The following is a 16,934-nucleotide window of genomic DNA, read 5'->3' as shown; positions in this document are numbered from 1 at the left end:
GGCTCTCGGCACCTCAACGGAGGCAAGCAATGGAATTCAGGTCCGGCCCACTGGCGAAAAGACGAGTTCGAGCCTGCACCCCGCCCGGAGCAAGAGGCGACCATGCTGTTGCGTGATCTGGGCACAGGTTTGCTGCGACGCTGGTACTTTGTCGTCGTCGGTGTCTTGCTGACAGCCTGTGCGGCGCTGCTGTTGTCCTCTGTTGTACCGCCAACTTACAAAGGCACCGCGCGAGTCGTGCTGCTGCCACCGGCGTCCCTGGTCACCCCGGGAGGAAATCCATACCTGTTCTTGGGCGGTCTGGATCAAGCACTCAGCGTGCTCAGCGTGAGGCTAGGCTCAGGTTCCGTTCAGGAAGAGATCGTGAAAGGTCACGCCGGAACTGGCTACGTTGCCGAGAAGGACCTGGCGTCCTCCGGGCCAATCATGCTCATCACATCGGAAAGCGAGAGCCCGGAAAGCAGCCTTCAGATGCTCGACGACGTGCTGAAAGTAGTACCGCAGAACCTTGTCATCATGCAGGACCAATTGAATGTTCCAGCCTCATCCCGCATCACCGCAATGACGATTGTCCGGGAGAACGAGGCCCTCATTGACCGGAAGAGCCAGCTCCGGGCCGTGTTGGCCGCCGTAGCAGTCGGTGGTTGCATCACCGTTTTGGTGACCGGGCTGCTCGACCGCCTCATCACTTCCCGGAAAGGGACCAAGCGGAGGCGACGCCAGCACACCGGCGTGCAAGATCAGCCCCTTGAGGACACTCCCCCGACGGCGGAACAGGACGGGAGCTCCCGGTCCGGGTTCCGAATCGGGCGGCCAGTACTGGCCGGGCATAGGGCATCCGAAGGTCCGCCCCCACTCCCGCAGGTTGAAAAGAAAGAAGAATTCCCGACCATGGCATCGAACAAATAGACGTGGCTGCCATGGCCACGCCAACGCGGGGGCGTCATGAGTTGGTCGTAGCCAAATTCCGGAACCGCAACGGCCCGGATGCGGTCAGCGTCATCACATGGTTTGCCATCTTGCTGTTCGTGGTTCCCACCGACCGGGGAATCCAAGCGCTTGGGAGTGCGGGTTCGCCGGCATTTCTCCTGGCAATTGTGGCCCTATTATGGTGGGCCTGGCACCGTATCCAGCGGCCCACCCTGGCCGGGCCACAAAGCATTCAGTGGGTTCGCTCCGCGGCCTTCATTTTCGTCGGCGCGTGCGTGGCAAGTTACTCGAAATCTGCCCTGGTGGCCTTGCCGTCGTCGGAGATCAGCATCGCTGACATGGGACTCATCAAGGTCGGAGCTCTGGTTGGCATCTTGCTCATCGCACATGACGGGATCACGCGCGAGGACCGCTTCATGGTCCTCGTGAGAAGACTCACCCTGTTCGCCGGCCTCTACGCCGGGTTAGGCCTTGCACAGTTCTTTACTGGCTTGAACTTTGTGGACACGTGGCAGATTCCCGGCCTGTCGGCGACCGGGAACGGCGGAATTGGAGACAGAGGCGGGTTCGTGCGAGCGGCTGCGACAGCCACCCACCCCTTGGAATACGCTGTCGTGCTGTCGATGATGCTGCCGTTTTGCCTGACCGCCGCCATCTATGATCGAACCCAGTCTGCCATCCTGCGCTGGTTTCCGGTCGCCGCAATATCCCTCTCCGCGGTGTTGTCGGTCAGCAGGTCAGCTTTCATTTCCCTGGCCGCCGTTCTTTTGATCCTGATTCCGTCGTGGACGCCTGCAGTACGGCGGGCTGCCGGCTTCGTGATAGCAGTGGGTGCCGTCGCAGTGTATGTGGCCGTACCCGGGATGGCCGGCACTGTTGTCGGAATGTTCTCTTCCAGTGACTCGAGCGTCGCCTCCCGTACCGACAGCTATGACGACGCAATATCCTTCCTGCTGGTCAGTCCTTGGTTCGGGCGTGGGTTCGGGACGTTCCTGCCCACCTATCGGATCCTGGACAATCAGTATTTGGCGAGCAGCATTGAAATCGGACTCGTCGGCCTCGTCAGTTTGTTGGCCATCATCGTGTCAGCCGTGACTGTGGCCGTTTCGGCCCGTCGTCATGGCAAAGGACAGCCGATGCATGCCATGGGACTGACCCTGGTCGCCTCAATGGTGGCGGGTAGCTTGAGTTTCGCCTTCTTCGACGCATTCAGCTTTCCGCAGGCTTGCGGCACGCTCTTCCTGGTCGCCGGCATGTGCGGGGCCCACGCAAATATCCGGCGAAATGCTGCCGCGGCGACGGACGGGCAACCATGAGACTTCGCGATCATCTTCGACACCGTGTGGCCCGTGGCCGAACGAAGATTATGCGGCGTTGGTACTTGGCCTTGGGCATGGCACTGCTTATGTTGCCGGTATTGGTCGCTGCCCACGAGGGAACGGGCGTCTACTACTCCAAGACGGATGTGCGCTTTCTGCCGCCATTGCCAATTCAAGGCAACGTTTTTCAGGCGGATCCACTCCAAGTTGTCCCCTTTGCGTCGATCGTGCTCCATCAATTCAATGCACATGACCGTGACGAAACTCCGCGGAGCGCTTCGGCCCCGCTCCACGGTTCGGGCGTCCGTAAGGGCCACCTCGTGTACCTGCCCAATTCTGGAAGTCAGTGGCAGGTGAGCTACAGCCGCGCTGCGATAACTGTCGAGGTTGTCGGCGAGTCCGCCGAGGACGTGGCCGCTGAGCGCGACCGGATCGTGGATCGAATTTCGGCGCTTGCTGAGGCGACGCAGCAGGAACGCGGCATCGGTCCGCCGCTCCGGATAACCACAGAGCTGGACCAAACCACCGCATTGGTCACGTATGTCGGGGTACGGAACGGTAGAGCCGAAATGGCGCTCATTTTTCTAACAGTCGGCTTGGTCGTGGGAATACCTCTCGCGGCGGACCCGATCATCGTCCGCCTGCAAAAAGTGGCTCGCTCGCGGACCAAGACCGCCGGCGCTCACCGTGTGATGGCGCCCCAGTGACGTAGCTCAGTGCACCTTGGGGACGTGCCGGAGCGACAGTCCGGTGCCGAGGATGAACAGCGCCACCGAGCAAAGCACCATCAGCAGCGGGCCGGTCCAGGATCCGGTGACGCCGTTCGCATAGCCCAGCAGGGTCGGGGCCAGGGCGCCGAAGGAGTAGCCCACACCCTGCACCACGGCTGACATCCGTCCGGCCGAGGCCTGGTCCCGGGCCAGCCGGATGATGGCAATGAAGATCAGCGTGATGCCGCCGCCCTGGGCGATCCCGCCGAACGAGGACCACAGCCACCACAGCTCCGGCGCCAGCAGCAGGCCCAGCGGAACGGTCACCCAGAACAGCCCGAGGGTGAGTCCGACCGCCGTCGTACTGGCGAAGCGGGCCGCGAGCGGAACGCCCAGCCCGCCCACGATGGCAAGAATCTGGAACAGCGAGGATCCGGCTCCGGCGCCCGCGGCCGTCATGCCCAGTTCGTCGGCGAGGATGCTGGGCAGCCACGCGGTCACCCCGTAGTAGGAGAACGCCTGCCCTGCGAAGCCCACGGTCAGTCCGACCGTGATCCAGCGCGACGCCGGCTTGGCCCCGGCGCGCGGCGGACCCGGGCCGGGAACCGGTTCGGGTCGGAACGCCCGGCCACCGACGGCGAGCACCCACGCAGCCAGCGCCGCAATGGCGAAGAGGCCGCAGGCAGCAAGGGCCAGCCTCCAGCCGAACAGCTCTGCCAGCGGAGCCATCACCATGGCCGTGATGAACGAGCCGATGTTCAGGGCGGCGGTGTAAATGCCCATCGCGGTGCCCTGCCGGGCCGGGGCGAAGTCCCTCCGGATGATGAGCGGAACGGCAATATTGCCGATCGTGATGGCGACGCCGAGAATCACCGTACCCAGCATCACGACGGCGCTGTCACCCGCCGAACGCACAATCACGCCGAGCAGCACACCCAGGAGCGTGAGGGTGATGGCGACTTCCGCGCCGAGTTTACGGCCGGTCAGGGAGGCCAGCGGCGAGGCCAGGGCGAAGCACAGCACCGGGATGCCGGTCAGGAAGCCAAGTTCCACCGGGGAGAGGCCCAGCTCCTGCTGCATCAGTCCGACCACCGGGGCCACGGCCACGAACGGTCCGCGCATGTTCAGTGCAATGAGCCCGATGGCGGCCAGCAGGATCCAGCTGCGCGGCACCTTCGCCAGGACGCCGGCGCTCATGGGTGCCGCGGCTCGGCCGAGAGGCAGAAATATGATTTCATCAGTCCCATTGCTATCACGTGCCCGCGCCGGACCGGCCGATTGTGACTCCCCCGGGGTCCGCGACGGCGTCAGCCCGCGGACTGAAGGGTCGCCTCGATCACAGCGGGCGAAAGCACAAACTGCGTGACCATCTGGCTGGCGCCCAGGATGGCGGCCTGGTCCCCCGCCATGGAAAGACCAATCCGCAGGTGGGTGGTCGCAAGGGGCAGCGACCGCCGGTAGACCACTTCACGGACGCCCGCCATGAGGTGTTCACCGGCCTGACCCAGGCTTCCGCCGATCACAATGACGGACGGATTGAGCAGGTTCACCACGGTGGCCAGCACGTCACCCAGGTCCCGCCCGGCCTGGCGCAGGGCCTGGATGGCCTGCAGGTTCCCCTCGGCCACGAGCCGCAGCACGTCGCCGCCGTCGTCCGCAGTCACTCCTTGGAGCGTCAGGGACTGCGCGACGGCGGGGCCGGAGGCGAGCGCCTCAAGGCAGCCGTAGTTGCCGCAGCGGCAGAGCACATTGTCGCCGCGGGGCACCCGGACGTGGCCGAGGTCCCCCGCCGTGCCGTCGGCGCCGCGCTGGAGCTGGCCGCTGCTGATGATGCCGGCGCCGATTCCGGTGGCGACCTTGATAAACAGGAAGTTGCCGTCTTCCGGCCAGTAGGAGGCCTGCTCGCCGAGGGCCATGATGTTGACGTCGTTGTCCACCAGCACGGGGACCGGCAGCGAGCGCTGGACGTGCCGGACGACGTCGAACCCGTCCCAGCCGGGCATGATCGGCGGCTTCACCGGCATCCCGGTGGCGTGCTCCACGGGGCCGGGCAGGCCGATGCCGATGCCGGCGAGGTCCTCCGTGCCGCGGCCCGCCCGTCGGAGCAACTTGGTCCCTTCCGACACCACCCGGTCCAGCACGGCATCCGGGCCGTCGGCTACGTCCTGGCTCAGCCGGCGCTCCGCCAGCACAGTCCCGTTCAGGTCCGTGACGGCAATGTTCACGTGGGTGGCGCCGACGTCGACCGCCAGCACCACGCGGGCGGCGGGGTTGAAGGCAAAGCGCGACGGCGGCCGGCCGCCGCTGGAACTGGCCTCGCCTGCCGGCCCTACGAGTCCGGACTGCATCAGTGCGTCAATGCGGGACGCGACTGTGGAACGCGCCAGGCCGGTGGTCAGGGCCAGTTCGGCGCGGGTGCGGGCCTTGCCATCGCGCAGCAGTTGGAACAGGTCCCCAGCACGGGACATGCTGCCCGCTGCCTCGGGGGCGGCGGCGTCGGTGCCGGTAGGCGAAGTCATGAGTCAGTGATAGCACGGGCACTTCTGCGTGTCACGTTATAGAAATCCGGAACCTAGTTTCCAACTTTTGCTTGACGATCGACAAAAGTAGTCCTAGCTTGGGTGTGAGGCAGCTCATACCCCAACGACGAGGAGAGACAGTGTCATTCCCGATCCCGCTCTACGCGGTCGACGTCGAAAGATCCGCTCCCGCATCCGCAGCCCTCCCGGAGGACTGGGATCCCATGGCGTCCACCCTTTAGGGCCGGCTATGCCTCCCGAGGAATCCATGCGCCTCCAGGAATCCACGCCCGGCCGGCACCCGCTCGGCGTAGCCATGATCGGGTACGCATTCATGGGTAAGGCCCACTCGAACGCGTGGCGCAACGTGGCCAGCTTCTTCCACGTCCCTGCCTTCGAGCAGCGGGTCCTCGTCGGGCGGGATCCGGAAGGAGTAGCCGAGGCCGCGCAGCGGTACGGCTGGGCGGAATCCGCCACGGATTGGCGGGCGGTCGTCGCCCGCGACGACATCCACGTGGTGGATATCTGCGCCCCTGGCTTTCTGCACGCGGAGATCGCCCTCGCGGCCCTCGCCGCAGGCAAGCACGTCCTCGTGGAAAAGCCGCTGGCGAACACGCTGGCCGAGGCCGAAGCCATGGCGGCCGCTGCCCTGGAAGCGCAGTCCCGCGGAGTCCAGTCAATGGTCGGCTTCAACTACCGCCGGGTTCCCGCCCTTGCCCTCGCCCGCGAGCTGATCAGCGAGGGCCGGCTGGGGGCGGTCCGACAAGTCCGGGCGGCTTATCTGCAGGACTGGCTGGTAGACCCGGAAACGCCCATGACGTGGCGGCTGCAGAAGGACACCGCGGGTTCCGGCGCGCTGGGCGACATCGCCTCACACGCCATCGACCAGGTGCTGTTCCTGCTCGCGGACCAGGTGACCGGCGTTTCAGGCCGGCTGCAGACCTTCACCTTGCACCGGCCTGGCGCCCGCGGGCCGGAGGAAGTGACGGTCGACGACGCCGCGTGGGCGACGCTGACCCTTGCCTCCGGCGCTGTCGCCTCGATTGAAGTCTCACGCGTGGCCATCGGAAAGAAGAACTCCCTCAAACTCGAAGTCTATGGCGACAAAGGCTCCCTCCTGTTCGACCTCGAGAACCTGAACGAACTCCACTTCCTGGACGCCACTGACCCTGCCCGCGAGCAAGGCTTCCGGCGCATCCTGGTCAGCGAACCCGAGCATCCGTACCTGCCCGCGTGGTGGCCGCAGGGCCACATCATCGGCTGGGAACACACCTTCACACACGAAATCCGCGACTTCCTGGTGGCGATTGACTCCGGAGCAGTGCCCTCACCGTCGTTCCAGGACGGACTGGCAGTCCAGCGCATCCTGGCCGCGGTCGAGGAAAGTGCCGGGGCCGGGAGCTCCACGGTTCAGTTCGCTGACTCCGGGGCAATTGCCGTCCCCGTCCCCAGCAAAGGAGCCTGACATGGCCCGCCCGTACACACTCTTCACCGGCCAGTGGGCCGACCTGCCGTTCGAGGAAGTCGCACGGCTGGCCTCCGGCTGGGGCTATGACGGCCTGGAGATCGCCGTCGCCGGCGACCACCTTGACGCTTGGCGCTGGGACGAGCCGGGCTACGTCAAGGCCAAACTCGCCGTCCTGGAAAAGTACAACCTCAAAGTCTGGGCCATTTCCAACCACCTCAAGGGCCAGGCCGTTTGCGACGACCCCATCGACTTCCGCCACCAGGCAATCGTCGGCCCCAGGGTCTGGGGCGACGGCGACCCCGAAGGCGTCAGACAGCGCGCCGCGGAGGAAATGCAGCACACCGCCCGGCTCGCCAGGGCCCTGGGCGTGGATACCGTCGTCGGGTTCACCGGTTCGTCCATCTGGCAGTACGTCGCGATGTTCCCGCCCGTCCCTGCGTCTGTGATCGACGCGGGCTACCAGGACTTCGCGGACCGCTGGAACCCCATCCTTGACGTCTTCGACGAGTGTGGCGTCCGTTTCGCCCACGAAGTCCACCCCTCCGAGATCGCCTACGACTACTGGACCACCGTGCGCACCTTTGAAGCGATCGGCCACCGCGAAGCCTTCGGGCTTAACTGGGACCCGTCCCATTTCATGTGGCAGGGCATCGACCCGGTGTCCTTCATCTGGGACTTCAAGGACCGGATCTACCACGTGGACTGCAAGGACACGAAGTTGCGGCCCACCGGCCGGAACACCGTTCTGGGCTCCCACTTGCCCTGGGGCGACCCGCGCCGCGGCTGGGACTTCGTCTCCGCCGGCCGCGGCGACGTGCCCTGGGAATCGTCCTTCCGCGCCCTGACCGCGATCGGCTACGACGGCCCCATCTCCGTCGAGTGGGAGGACGCCGGCATGGACCGCCTCCACGGGGCTCCAGAAGCCCTGGCCGCCCTCAAAAGATTCGACTTTCCGGCGTCGAGCAGCTCCTTCGACGCTGCGTTCAGCACCGCGGACCCGGCCGAACGGCCGCAATAGGGGGCGCTCACGTATCACTGAACGGAGCACAATCAGCCCTTGTCACAGTTAGCCCGGAGGACGCATCGATGGAGAACCACAACTCCCCTGCACCACCGCCGATCCTGGAGGTCCGTGGACTGACCAAGAGTTTTTTCGGCATTCCCGTGCTGGAAGACGCCCATCTCAGTCTTTACCGTGGCCAGGTGCACGGCCTCATGGGGGAAAACGGGGCCGGGAAGTCCACGCTGATGAAAGTTCTGGCCGGCGTGTACCAGCCCGACGCCGGAACCGTTCTCCTGGAGGGCCAGGAAGTCAGCTTCAGCCACCCCACCAAAGCCCACGAAGCCGGACTGTCGTCGGTGTTCCAGGAATTCAACCTCCTGCCTGACCGGACAGTGGCCGAGAATATCTACCTCGGCCGGGAGCCGCGCAGGGGACTGCTGGTAAACAAGGCCCTGATGAATTCGAAAACGGCGGAGCTCCTGGAGTCCTTGGGCATCACCGAGATCCGGCCCACCACGCAAGTCAGGAGCCTGACTGTGGCCGAGCAGCAGGTTGTGGAGATCGCGAAAGCGGTCAGCTATGACGCCCGGATCATCTCCATGGATGAGCCCACAGCCGCCCTGGCCGGCGCCGAGGTTGAACTTCTCTACGGAATCGTGGCTCGTCTGCGTGAACGTGGAACGGCCATCCTCTACGTCTCCCACCGCCTTAGGGAAGTGTTCGACCTCTGCGACGTCATCACCGTCCTGAAGGACGGCAAGGTGGTGAGCACCCAGCCCGCGGCCGAACTGGACGACGCCCGGCTGGTCCGGTTGATGGTGGGCCGGCCAATCTCGGCCTTCTTCCCGGACAAGCTGCCTCGGGAGCAAGTCGAAGCCGACGGTGTCGCGGAGGAGGAGCCGATCCTCGAGTTGGAGGGCGTTGGCAACGGCCAGCTGGACGGGATAAACCTCAGCATCCGGCCCGGCGAAATTGTCGGTCTGGCCGGGCTCCAAGGGTCCGGCCGTACGGAATTGCTTCACGGCATCTTTGGCGCAGCACCCTTCACGCGGGGAACGATGAAATTGGCGGGCCGGGACGTGCTGCCCAAGTCGCCGCGCCAAGGCGTGCGGGCACGGATGGCCCTGATCACCGAGGACCGCAAGGCTGAGGGCCTGAGCCTGAACCAGTCCATCCTGGACAACGCCCTCAGCGTGATCCGGTCCGTATTTCCGCGCCGCACCGGGTCCGTCAGGACGGAAATCCCAGGCGTGTTTTCCTCCCTCGAGGTGATCGCCCGTGACCTCGACCAGGAGGTGCAGTACCTGTCGGGCGGCAACCAGCAAAAAGTGGTCCTCGCCAAGTGGCTGGCGATCCGGCCCCGGCTCGTCCTGCTGGATGAACCCACCCGCGGCATCGACGTCGGGGCGAAAGTTGCCGTGTACCGGCTGATGCGGCAGCTGGCGGCGGAGGGGAAGGCCATCCTGATGGTGTCCAGCGAGCTCCCGGAAGTCATCGGCATGTCTGACCGGATTCTTGTCATGCGCGATGGCCGGCTGGCCGGTGAACTTCCCGCCGGAACGTCAGAAGAAGCCATCCTGCAGATGGGAACCGGCGCCAGGACAGCACCCGAAGGAGAGGCATGACACAGCGAGTGGGATTCTTCCAGAAACTGTCCTCCACCCAGATCGTGTACGTCGTTGCGCTGGTGACCCTCATCCTGGGCGCAGTGCTGGTGAACTCCGTCGGCCGGAGTTTTTTCAGCGCAGGAAATATCTCCAGCATCCTGACCGGAACCAGCGTCCTGGGCTTCATCGCGATCGGTCAGACGTTGGTCATCCTGGCCGGCAGCCTGGATCTGTCGGTTCCCTATGTCACCAGCCTGGCCAGCCTTATCGCCGCCGGGATGATGGCCAACAACCCCAACAACGTCCTGTCCGCAGTCCTGCTGACGCTGGGGGCGGCAGCCGTCATTGGCCTGGCGAACGGACTGATCGTCGCCCGCCTCCACGTGCACGGGTTTATCGCCACGCTCGGTGTGGGCCTGATAATCAGCGGCTTCCTCGCCACCAACTTCAAGGGCAGCTTTGGCCAGACACCGCTGGCATTCCGCTTAGTGGGGGCCACCGGGCTCGGCCCGGTTCCGATCTCGACGATCATCATGCTGGCCTGCGCGGGACTGGCCGGGCTGCTCCTGCACCGCACACGCGTCGGGCACCATCTGTACGCTGTCGGCGGCGACATCGCCGTGGCTCGTACATCGGGAATCCGCGTTGATGTGCCGGTCATTACTGCGCACGTCATCTGCTCGGTGCTGGCAGCCATGGCAGGGCTGCTGCTTGCCAGCAGGCTTGGCGTGGGCAGCCCCACTGTGGGTTCGCAGGGCGGCTACGATCTGCTCTCCATCGCCGCAGTCGTGCTCGGCGGCACGCTGCTCTCCGGTGGCAAAGGGACCATCGCCGGCACCCTCGGGGGCGTCCTGATCTTTGCCATGCTGGACAACATCATGTCCGTCATGCAGGTCAACCCGTTCCTGAAGGACGTGGTCAGGGGCGTCGTCATCGTCGCGGCCGTCGCCGTCTATGCCGGGCGCCGGATCGTGAGCAGACCGGAACGATTCGCCTCGAAAGGTCCCGCGGAAACGCCCGCTGCCCAGCCTGTGTCCGTGGAGGGGCCATGAGTACGGCACTGAACTCCGAGCGTGGCGCTGTTCTCAAGCAGAACCGTGCGAGCCGTTCCGAGCGGCTCCTGCGCGCCGTGCGCACACCGGGCGGCGCCGTCTTCGTCCTGCTGATCGGCCTCCTTGCGGCCATCATTGTGCTCAATCCGTCTTTCGGCGAGCCGAGCTCCTTCATCCGGTTCGTCGGCAGGACTGCCCCCATTGCCATCGCCGCCATCGGCCAGTACTTCGTCATTGTCGGCGGGGAATTCGACCTGTCGATGGGCTCGGTCGTGACCATGCAGGTCATCGTTGCCGGCAACCTGATCGGGCAGGACGATTCCAAGGTGATCCCCGTGCTGGTCCTGATGATTGTGCTGGGCGCCTTCATCGGGCTGGTCAACGGACTCATCACCACTTTGCTGCAAGTCCCGAGTTTCATAGTCACGCTCGGGATGATGCTGGCGTTGCTTGGGCTGGTCCTCTATTGGACCGGCGGAGCGGCCCAGGGCAACCCTGCGGCCAGCTTCCGGCAGATCGGGCGCGGCGGTATCCAGGGCGTACCGGTCCTGGACATCATTCCCTACCCGGTCATTATCCTCACAGCCGTGGCCGTGGCGGCGTCCGTCCTGATGCGGCGCCCGTTCGGCCGCATGTTGATCGCGGTGGGCGACAATTCTGTTGCGGCCGCGCTGGCCGGCTCAAGCGTGTGGTGGGTGCGGACGCGGGCCTTCATCATGTCGTCGCTGTCGGCAACCGTGGCCGGAATCCTGCTCGTGGGTTACGCGGGCGTCCACCCGTCGGTGGGGCGCGGCTACGAGTTCACGGCCATCACCGCCGTCGTTCTTGGGGGCGTCGTGCTGGGCGGCGGGCGGGGCTGGGTCCTGTCCGCTGCGGCCGGGGCGTTCGCCCTCGAGTCGCTATTCACCCTCCTGAACTTCATGGGGGTCCAGGCGACCTGGCGAGACACGGTCCAAGGAATCATCATCATCATCGCAGTGGCCGCAGCATCCAGATCATGGCAGCGCAAGCGCAAGGGGGCCAGTTCCGCTGCCCATGACGAACAGCACCAATTGGCCGCAGCACCCACGCCCGACGAGGGCACCGAACAAGGAGGAGAAAGAGTCTGATGCGCAATAACTCTGTCCGCGTGATCGCCCTTGCCGCAGCATTGCCGCTGGCTGCCCTGACCGCGTGTACCACCACCGACCCGTCCGTCACCCAAACGACGGGGGCCGGCACCGGCTCTCCGGCAGCCAGTAGTCCGGCGAGTAAAGATTGGTTTGACCAGACGCTCTACGACACCCAGAACCAGCAGCGCTCCGCGACCTTTGAAGGGGACCCGGAGCAGCCTTACCTGCAGTACATCGCAGGCGCGATGACGGACACGTCCAAGTTCGCCGCACAGGGAGCCCAGAAGGTGTGCTTTGCGAACGCCTCCATCTCCAACCCCTGGCGGCAAACCGGCTGGATCACCATGAATCAGCAACTCAAGGAACTCCAGGCCTCGGGCGTCATTTCCGAAATGGAAACCCGTGACGCCAAGGACAATGACAACACCCAGATCGCAGACATCGACTACTTCATCGCCGAAGGCAAATGCGGTGCGTTCGTCATTTCTCCCAACTCCACGGCGGCCCTCACCCAAGCCGTCGAACGTGCCTGCCAGACAGGGAAACCCGTGGTGGTGTTTGACCGGGGCGTGGAGACCAAATGCGCCACCACGTTCATCCACCCGATCGGCGGCTTCGCGTGGGGCATCGACACCGCCACTTTTCTCAGCGAGAAGCTGAAATCGGGCGACAAGGTGGTGGCCTTGCGTATCCTCCCGGGCGTGGACGTGCTAGAGCACCGCTGGGCGGCGGCCAAGAAGATCTTCGAGGAAAAGGGAATTCAGGCCAAGGACTATTTCACCGGCGCGGATCCCACGGAGATCAAAAAGATCATCTCCGACGAACTGGCCACGGGTGACGTCAAGGGTGTCTGGATGGACGCCGGCGACGGTGCAGTGTCTGCCCTCGAGGCATTCGAGGACGCCGGCAAGGCCCTGCCTGTGATGACCGGCGAGGACGAGATGAGCTTCCTGACCAAGTGGAAGCAGACCGGGATCACCGCCATGGCCCCGGTCTATTCCAACTTCCAGTGGCGGACCCCGCTGCTGGCCCTGGAAAAGATCTTCAAGGGCGAGCAGGTTCCGACCGAATGGGTCCTCCCGCAGAAGCCCATCCTGGTAGACGAACTGGACGACTGGCTGCAGCGCAACGAGGGCATGCCAAGCGGGCACTACGCCAAGTTCGGCGGCGAGGACCTGGACGGCTACCCCGAGGTCTGGCAACAGCGGCAGATGCCCTGACCGGGACTGGCGGTCCCGCGGGGTTTCCGCGGGACCGCCACAGCCTGGGATCGGCAGCAGGACAAGTAGATGGGAGAAGGCAATTTTGGCACGTCTGGCCGGAATCAGCACGTGGGTCTGGGAATCCCCCTTGACCGACGCCAACCTCCCCGGGCTGCTGGCGAAAATCGCGGGCCTGGGTTTTGACGCCGTCGAACTTCCGCTGGAAAACGCGGGCGACTTCTCTTCCGGCACCGTGCTCAAATCCCTTGCGGGTACCGGCCTGAAACCTTTTGTAGTGGGAGCCATGGCGCCGGGGCGGGACCTGGTGGCCGCGGATCAAGCCTCCGTGGAAAAGACCCAGGCCTACCTGGGCGACTGCATCACGATGGCCAGCAGCATCGGTTCCCCGACGGTGTGCGGACCCTTCTACGCCCAAACCGGCAGGGTCTGGCGGATGTCGCGGGACCAGCGGCGGGACGCCTACGCCGAGCTGCGCCGAAACCTCCAGCCGGTCGCGGCCCGCGCCCAGGACTCGGGGGTGGTGCTGGGCATCGAACCCCTGAACAGGTACGAAACGTCGCTGATCAACACAGTGGAGCAGGCGCTTGAGGCGCTGGAGCCCCTGCTCGGGAACGGCGTCGGCCTCGCGCTGGACACCTACCACCTTCACATCGAGGAGCGCTCGGTGGCTGCGGCCGTCCGGGCCGCCGGGGAACATCTGGTGCACGTGCAGGTCTGCGGAAACGACCGCGGCGCCCCCGGCGGGGACCAGACGGATTGGGAAGGCTTCCTGCAGGTCCTCGATGAGGTGGGCTACGCGGGACCACTCAACATCGAGAGTTTCACCGTCGAAAATGCCGCCATTGCCGTCGCGGCGTCGATCTGGCGCCCGCTGGCCCCGAGCCAGGATCAGCTGGCCGAAAATGGATTGGCCTTCCTCCGCGGCCTGTACCGCGACAATGGAGTATGACCCACGTAATCCGGAGAGCAACAGCCGACGACGCCGGCAGGCTGGCCCGGCTCGCCGCCGTCACCTTCCCGCTGGCCTGCCCGCCCAGCTCGACGGCGGCGGACATCGCCGCGCACCTCGCAGCCACCCTCAGCGAGGACAACTTCCGCGCCTACCTGGCCGATCCGGACATCACCATCCTCGTGATCGACGCCGAAGGCGGGCTCCGCGGCTACAGCCTCCTCGCCGCCCGGCCCGCCGGGGACCCGGACGTGGCCGCCGCCCTGACCATCCTGCCGTCAACCGAGCTGAGCAAGTGCTACGTCCACCCGGACCACCACGGGCTGGGCGCCGCTGCCGAGCTGATGCACGCCAGCATCGTCGAAGCCGCGGGGGCGGGTGCCCGCGGTCTCTGGCTCGGCGTGAACGAGCTTAACGCCCGCGCCATCCGCTTCTACGAAAAATCCGGCTTCCGCAAGGTCGGCACCAAATCGTTCAGGCTCGGCAGCACCGTGGAACACGACTTCGTGCTGGAGCGCCCGGCTACGCCGTGACCAAGCCGCCGCGCCGTGACCAAGCCGACAGGCCGCCCGGGAATGGGGCCGCACCCGGCGGGGTTGACACCAGCATGAAGATTGAGATCTGGTCCGACGTGGCCTGCCCCTGGTGCTACATCGGCAAGCGCCGCTTTGAAACCGCCCTCGCTGCCTTCCCGCACCGGGATTCCGTCGAGGTCCAGTGGCGCAGCTACCAGCTGGATCCGTCGCTGCCGGAGCACTACGACGGCACCGAACTGGACTACCTGAGCACCCGCAAGGGCATGGCCCCGGCCCAGGTCGCCGGAATGTTCGCGCACGTGGCGGAGCAGGCCAGGGGCGAGGGGCTCAACTACCGCTTCGACGACGTCGTCGTGGCCAACAGCTTCACCGCCCACCGGTTGATCCATCTGGCCGCGGCCCACGGGAAACAGGACGCCGCGAAGGAACGCCTGCTCAGCGACCACTTTGAGAACGGTAAGGACATCGGCAGCCGGGAGTACCTCACCTCGCTTGGCCTGGACCTCGGGATCGACGCCGTCGAACTGGACGAACTGTTCACCACCGACAAGTACGCCGACGACGTCCGGCTGGACTTCGAGGAGGGCCGGGCCCTTGGCATCAACGGTGTCCCGTTCTTCGTGATCGACCGGAAGTTCGGGCTCTCCGGCGCCCAGCCGGCCGAGACGTTCACCGCAGCCCTCGAGCAGGCGTGGCAGGAAGGCCAGCCGCTGGTGATGGTGGGGGCGGCCGGCAGCGGCGAAGCCGGTACCGCACCTGCCGCCACCGGCGAAGCCTGCGGTCCGGACGGCTGCGCCGTCTGAGGCCCCGCCGACGTCGCAACCGGATTTGCTGACAGATCGCGCTAAAGTGTCTGTATGCCCAGGATTTCGGCCGCGAGCAACGCCGCCCAACGCGCCGAGACCCAGCACCGCATCCTGACGGCATTCGGAGAGCTCCTCTTCACCCATGGGCTGCCGGGGCTGACCATGACCGACGTCGCCCGTCACGCCCGGATCGGCCGCACCGCGGTCTACAACTACTACGCGGACATCGAAGAGCTCCTGATCGCCTATGCGCTGGACGAGACCGAGCGGTTCCTGGTTGACCTGCGCGAATCCCTGGACTCGCTGGAGAACCCGGTGGACCGCCTGGCCCTGTACGTAAGGGCCCAGGTCGAGGACCTCAGCCGGCGCCACCTGCCGCCAGGACCCGCGATGGGCGCCGTGCTGTCCCCGGCGTCGTTCGCGAAGCTGGCCGACCACGTCGGGGAACTCAGTGTGCTCCTGCAGGGCATCCTGCGGGACGGCGTCGCCCAGGGTTTCCTGCCGAAGGCGGACATTACCCAGCTCGCGCAGCTCATCCACGGAACCCTGTCCTCCAGCGCCGCCCGTGGTGACGGTGCGGGCCAGGACGCGGAGGCGGAAGCCCGGCTGGCCCGCACCGTGCAGTTCGTCCAGCTCGGCGCCGGCGCCCGGTTCGACGACGACGGCCGTCCCCTCCGCCTGCACTCCTGACGCCGCGTGGGCCCGGAGTGCCGGGCGGACAAAGCTAGCTGCCGGGAGCCGGCGTCGCCGTCGGCAGAACGGGCCACTCCGATTCGTCCACAATCCGCCGGTCCTCGCGCGGGCAGGTGAGTTGGCCCGGCGTCTGGTCGACCAGTTCCGGTTTGGCCAATTCCTTGAAGTCTCCCGTGAGAATGACGTCCACGCTCGGGTCCGTCCGGGCGTCCTGGAAGTAGTCCGAGCCGGGCAGGTTGCGCTGGACACTGAACGCCGCAGACTGGCCTGCGGCGCCGGACACAATCAACGCCACTCCCCGGTAGCTGGACGTCGTGTTGGCGACGTTCCCGACCATGAATTTGCGGGCCGCGAACTCGTCGGCCACGGATTGGGCCAAGCCCGGACGGGACGTCGAGTTGAACACGTTGAGATTGACCTTCTCCGGCGGGGTGTAGTCATACATCGCCTCCGGGCAGACGGACGCGGCAGCCTGGCTGCGCTCCGCCGTCGGGATCTTGATCTGGCCGTTCATGATTGCCATCGCAACCACGATTCCGGCGGCAACCAGCCCGAGCAGCAGCACCAGGACCACGCCGTGCAGGATACGCCTCCGCATCCTGACAGGGTTGTCGCGCGGTTCCTCATCCTCCACGAAGGTCGCGCGCAAATCCGCGCCGGAAATGACCTGGTGCCCGTGCAGGACGGTGACGTCCTTCGGCTTCCTAGCCATTTATCACCAGGACGCGCGCGTGGATCGCCGTGCGCTGGTGCAACGCGGTGCGGACAGCCCGGTGCAGTCCGTCCTCCAAGTACAGGACGCCGCGGTACTCCACGACGTGGGGGAACAGATCGCCGAAGAACGTCGAGTCCTCCGCCAGCAACGCCTCAAGGTCCAGCGTGCGCTTGGTGGTCACCAGTTCGTCCAGCCGGACCGGCCGCGGCGGCAGGGCCGCCCAGTCTTTGGGCGTGTTGTAACCATGGTCGGGGTACGGGCGTCCCTCGCCCACGGCTTTGAATATCACCCT

The 16,934-nt window shown here is 65.7% G+C and carries 17 protein-coding genes; 13 read left to right on the top strand and 4 right to left on the bottom strand.

Features of this window, described 5'->3' with window-relative positions:
* Positions 1-102: 102 nt before the first annotated feature.
* The 3 genes from AC1DF4_RS15965 to AC1DF4_RS15955 all read left to right on the top strand — a co-directional run bounded on the left by AC1DF4_RS15965 (position 103) and on the right by AC1DF4_RS15955 (position 2,956).
* A complete protein-coding gene (locus tag AC1DF4_RS15965) occupies positions 103-909 on the top strand; it encodes a hypothetical protein (protein WP_476913794.1) in 807 nt (268 codons plus the stop codon).
* Positions 910-920: 11 nt separating this feature from the next.
* Entirely contained in the window at positions 921-2,246 is a 1,326-nt protein-coding gene (locus tag AC1DF4_RS15960) for an O-antigen ligase family protein (protein ID WP_476913827.1), read from the top strand.
* 77 nt (positions 2,247-2,323) lie between these two features.
* Positions 2,324-2,956, top strand: coding sequence for a hypothetical protein (locus AC1DF4_RS15955; protein ID WP_476913793.1), 633 nt, complete (start codon positions 2,324-2,326; stop codon positions 2,954-2,956).
* 6 nt (positions 2,957-2,962) lie between these two features.
* Here the strand turns inward: AC1DF4_RS15955 and AC1DF4_RS15950 are convergent, their stop codons facing one another.
* Complete coding sequence (locus tag AC1DF4_RS15950) at positions 2,963-4,156, bottom strand: MFS transporter (protein ID WP_476913792.1); 1,194 nt, start codon at positions 4,154-4,156, stop codon at positions 2,963-2,965.
* A 110-nt stretch (positions 4,157-4,266) separates the two neighbouring features.
* Positions 4,267-5,478, bottom strand: a complete 1,212-nt coding sequence (locus AC1DF4_RS15945) for an ROK family transcriptional regulator (protein WP_476913791.1) — start codon at positions 5,476-5,478, stop codon at positions 4,267-4,269.
* Between the two features lie 250 nt (positions 5,479-5,728).
* Between AC1DF4_RS15945 and AC1DF4_RS15940 the strand changes: the two genes are divergently transcribed.
* The 10 genes from AC1DF4_RS15940 to AC1DF4_RS15895 all read left to right on the top strand — a co-directional run bounded on the left by AC1DF4_RS15940 (position 5,729) and on the right by AC1DF4_RS15895 (position 15,924).
* Complete coding sequence (locus AC1DF4_RS15940; protein ID WP_476913790.1) at positions 5,729-6,943, top strand: Gfo/Idh/MocA family protein; 1,215 nt, start codon at positions 5,729-5,731, stop codon at positions 6,941-6,943.
* 1 nt (position 6,944) lies between these two features.
* Positions 6,945-7,964, top strand: coding sequence for a sugar phosphate isomerase/epimerase family protein (locus AC1DF4_RS15935; RefSeq protein ID WP_476913789.1), 1,020 nt, complete (start codon positions 6,945-6,947; stop codon positions 7,962-7,964).
* Positions 7,965-8,032: 68 nt separating this feature from the next.
* Positions 8,033-9,574, top strand: coding sequence for a sugar ABC transporter ATP-binding protein (locus tag AC1DF4_RS15930; RefSeq protein ID WP_476913788.1), 1,542 nt, complete (start codon positions 8,033-8,035; stop codon positions 9,572-9,574).
* Entirely contained in the window at positions 9,571-10,608 is a 1,038-nt protein-coding gene (locus AC1DF4_RS15925) for an ABC transporter permease (RefSeq protein ID WP_476913787.1), read from the top strand. Before AC1DF4_RS15930 ends, AC1DF4_RS15925 begins: the two co-directional genes overlap by 4 nt.
* Positions 10,605-11,717 (top strand): ABC transporter permease, encoded by a 1,113-nt coding sequence (locus AC1DF4_RS15920; RefSeq protein WP_476913786.1) that lies wholly within the window; start codon positions 10,605-10,607, stop codon positions 11,715-11,717. Before AC1DF4_RS15925 ends, AC1DF4_RS15920 begins: the two co-directional genes overlap by 4 nt.
* Entirely contained in the window at positions 11,717-12,940 is a 1,224-nt protein-coding gene (locus AC1DF4_RS15915) for a substrate-binding domain-containing protein (protein ID WP_476913785.1), read from the top strand. The genes AC1DF4_RS15920 and AC1DF4_RS15915 overlap by 1 nt, the downstream gene beginning before the upstream one ends.
* Before the next feature lie 85 nt (positions 12,941-13,025).
* A complete protein-coding gene (locus AC1DF4_RS15910; protein WP_476913784.1) occupies positions 13,026-13,892 on the top strand; it encodes a sugar phosphate isomerase/epimerase family protein in 867 nt (288 codons plus the stop codon).
* Positions 13,889-14,425, top strand: a complete 537-nt coding sequence (locus AC1DF4_RS15905) for an N-acetyltransferase family protein (RefSeq protein WP_476913783.1) — start codon at positions 13,889-13,891, stop codon at positions 14,423-14,425. The genes AC1DF4_RS15910 and AC1DF4_RS15905 overlap by 4 nt, the downstream gene beginning before the upstream one ends.
* Positions 14,426-14,499: 74 nt before the next feature.
* Positions 14,500-15,231 carry a DsbA family oxidoreductase gene (locus tag AC1DF4_RS15900; RefSeq protein ID WP_476913782.1) on the top strand — a complete coding sequence of 244 codons (732 nt, stop codon included), beginning with the start codon at positions 14,500-14,502 and terminating at the stop codon, positions 15,229-15,231.
* A 54-nt stretch (positions 15,232-15,285) separates the two neighbouring features.
* A complete protein-coding gene (locus AC1DF4_RS15895; RefSeq protein ID WP_476913781.1) occupies positions 15,286-15,924 on the top strand; it encodes a TetR/AcrR family transcriptional regulator in 639 nt (212 codons plus the stop codon).
* Positions 15,925-15,958: 34 nt separating this feature from the next.
* Here AC1DF4_RS15895 and AC1DF4_RS15890 read toward each other — a convergent pair whose 3' ends face one another.
* Complete coding sequence (locus AC1DF4_RS15890) at positions 15,959-16,639, bottom strand: LytR C-terminal domain-containing protein (RefSeq protein ID WP_476913780.1); 681 nt, start codon at positions 16,637-16,639, stop codon at positions 15,959-15,961.
* Positions 16,632-16,931 carry a type II toxin-antitoxin system VapB family antitoxin gene (locus AC1DF4_RS15885; RefSeq protein ID WP_120954228.1) on the bottom strand — a complete coding sequence of 100 codons (300 nt, stop codon included), beginning with the start codon at positions 16,929-16,931 and terminating at the stop codon, positions 16,632-16,634. The genes AC1DF4_RS15890 and AC1DF4_RS15885 overlap by 8 nt, the downstream gene beginning before the upstream one ends.
* Positions 16,932-16,934: the final 3 nt, after the last annotated feature.

The sequence above is a fragment of the Arthrobacter sp. 05N429 genome (assembly GCF_056397045.1).
Note: the sequence above shows the minus strand (reverse complement) of the source record. Positions and strands in the feature narration are given on the sequence as shown.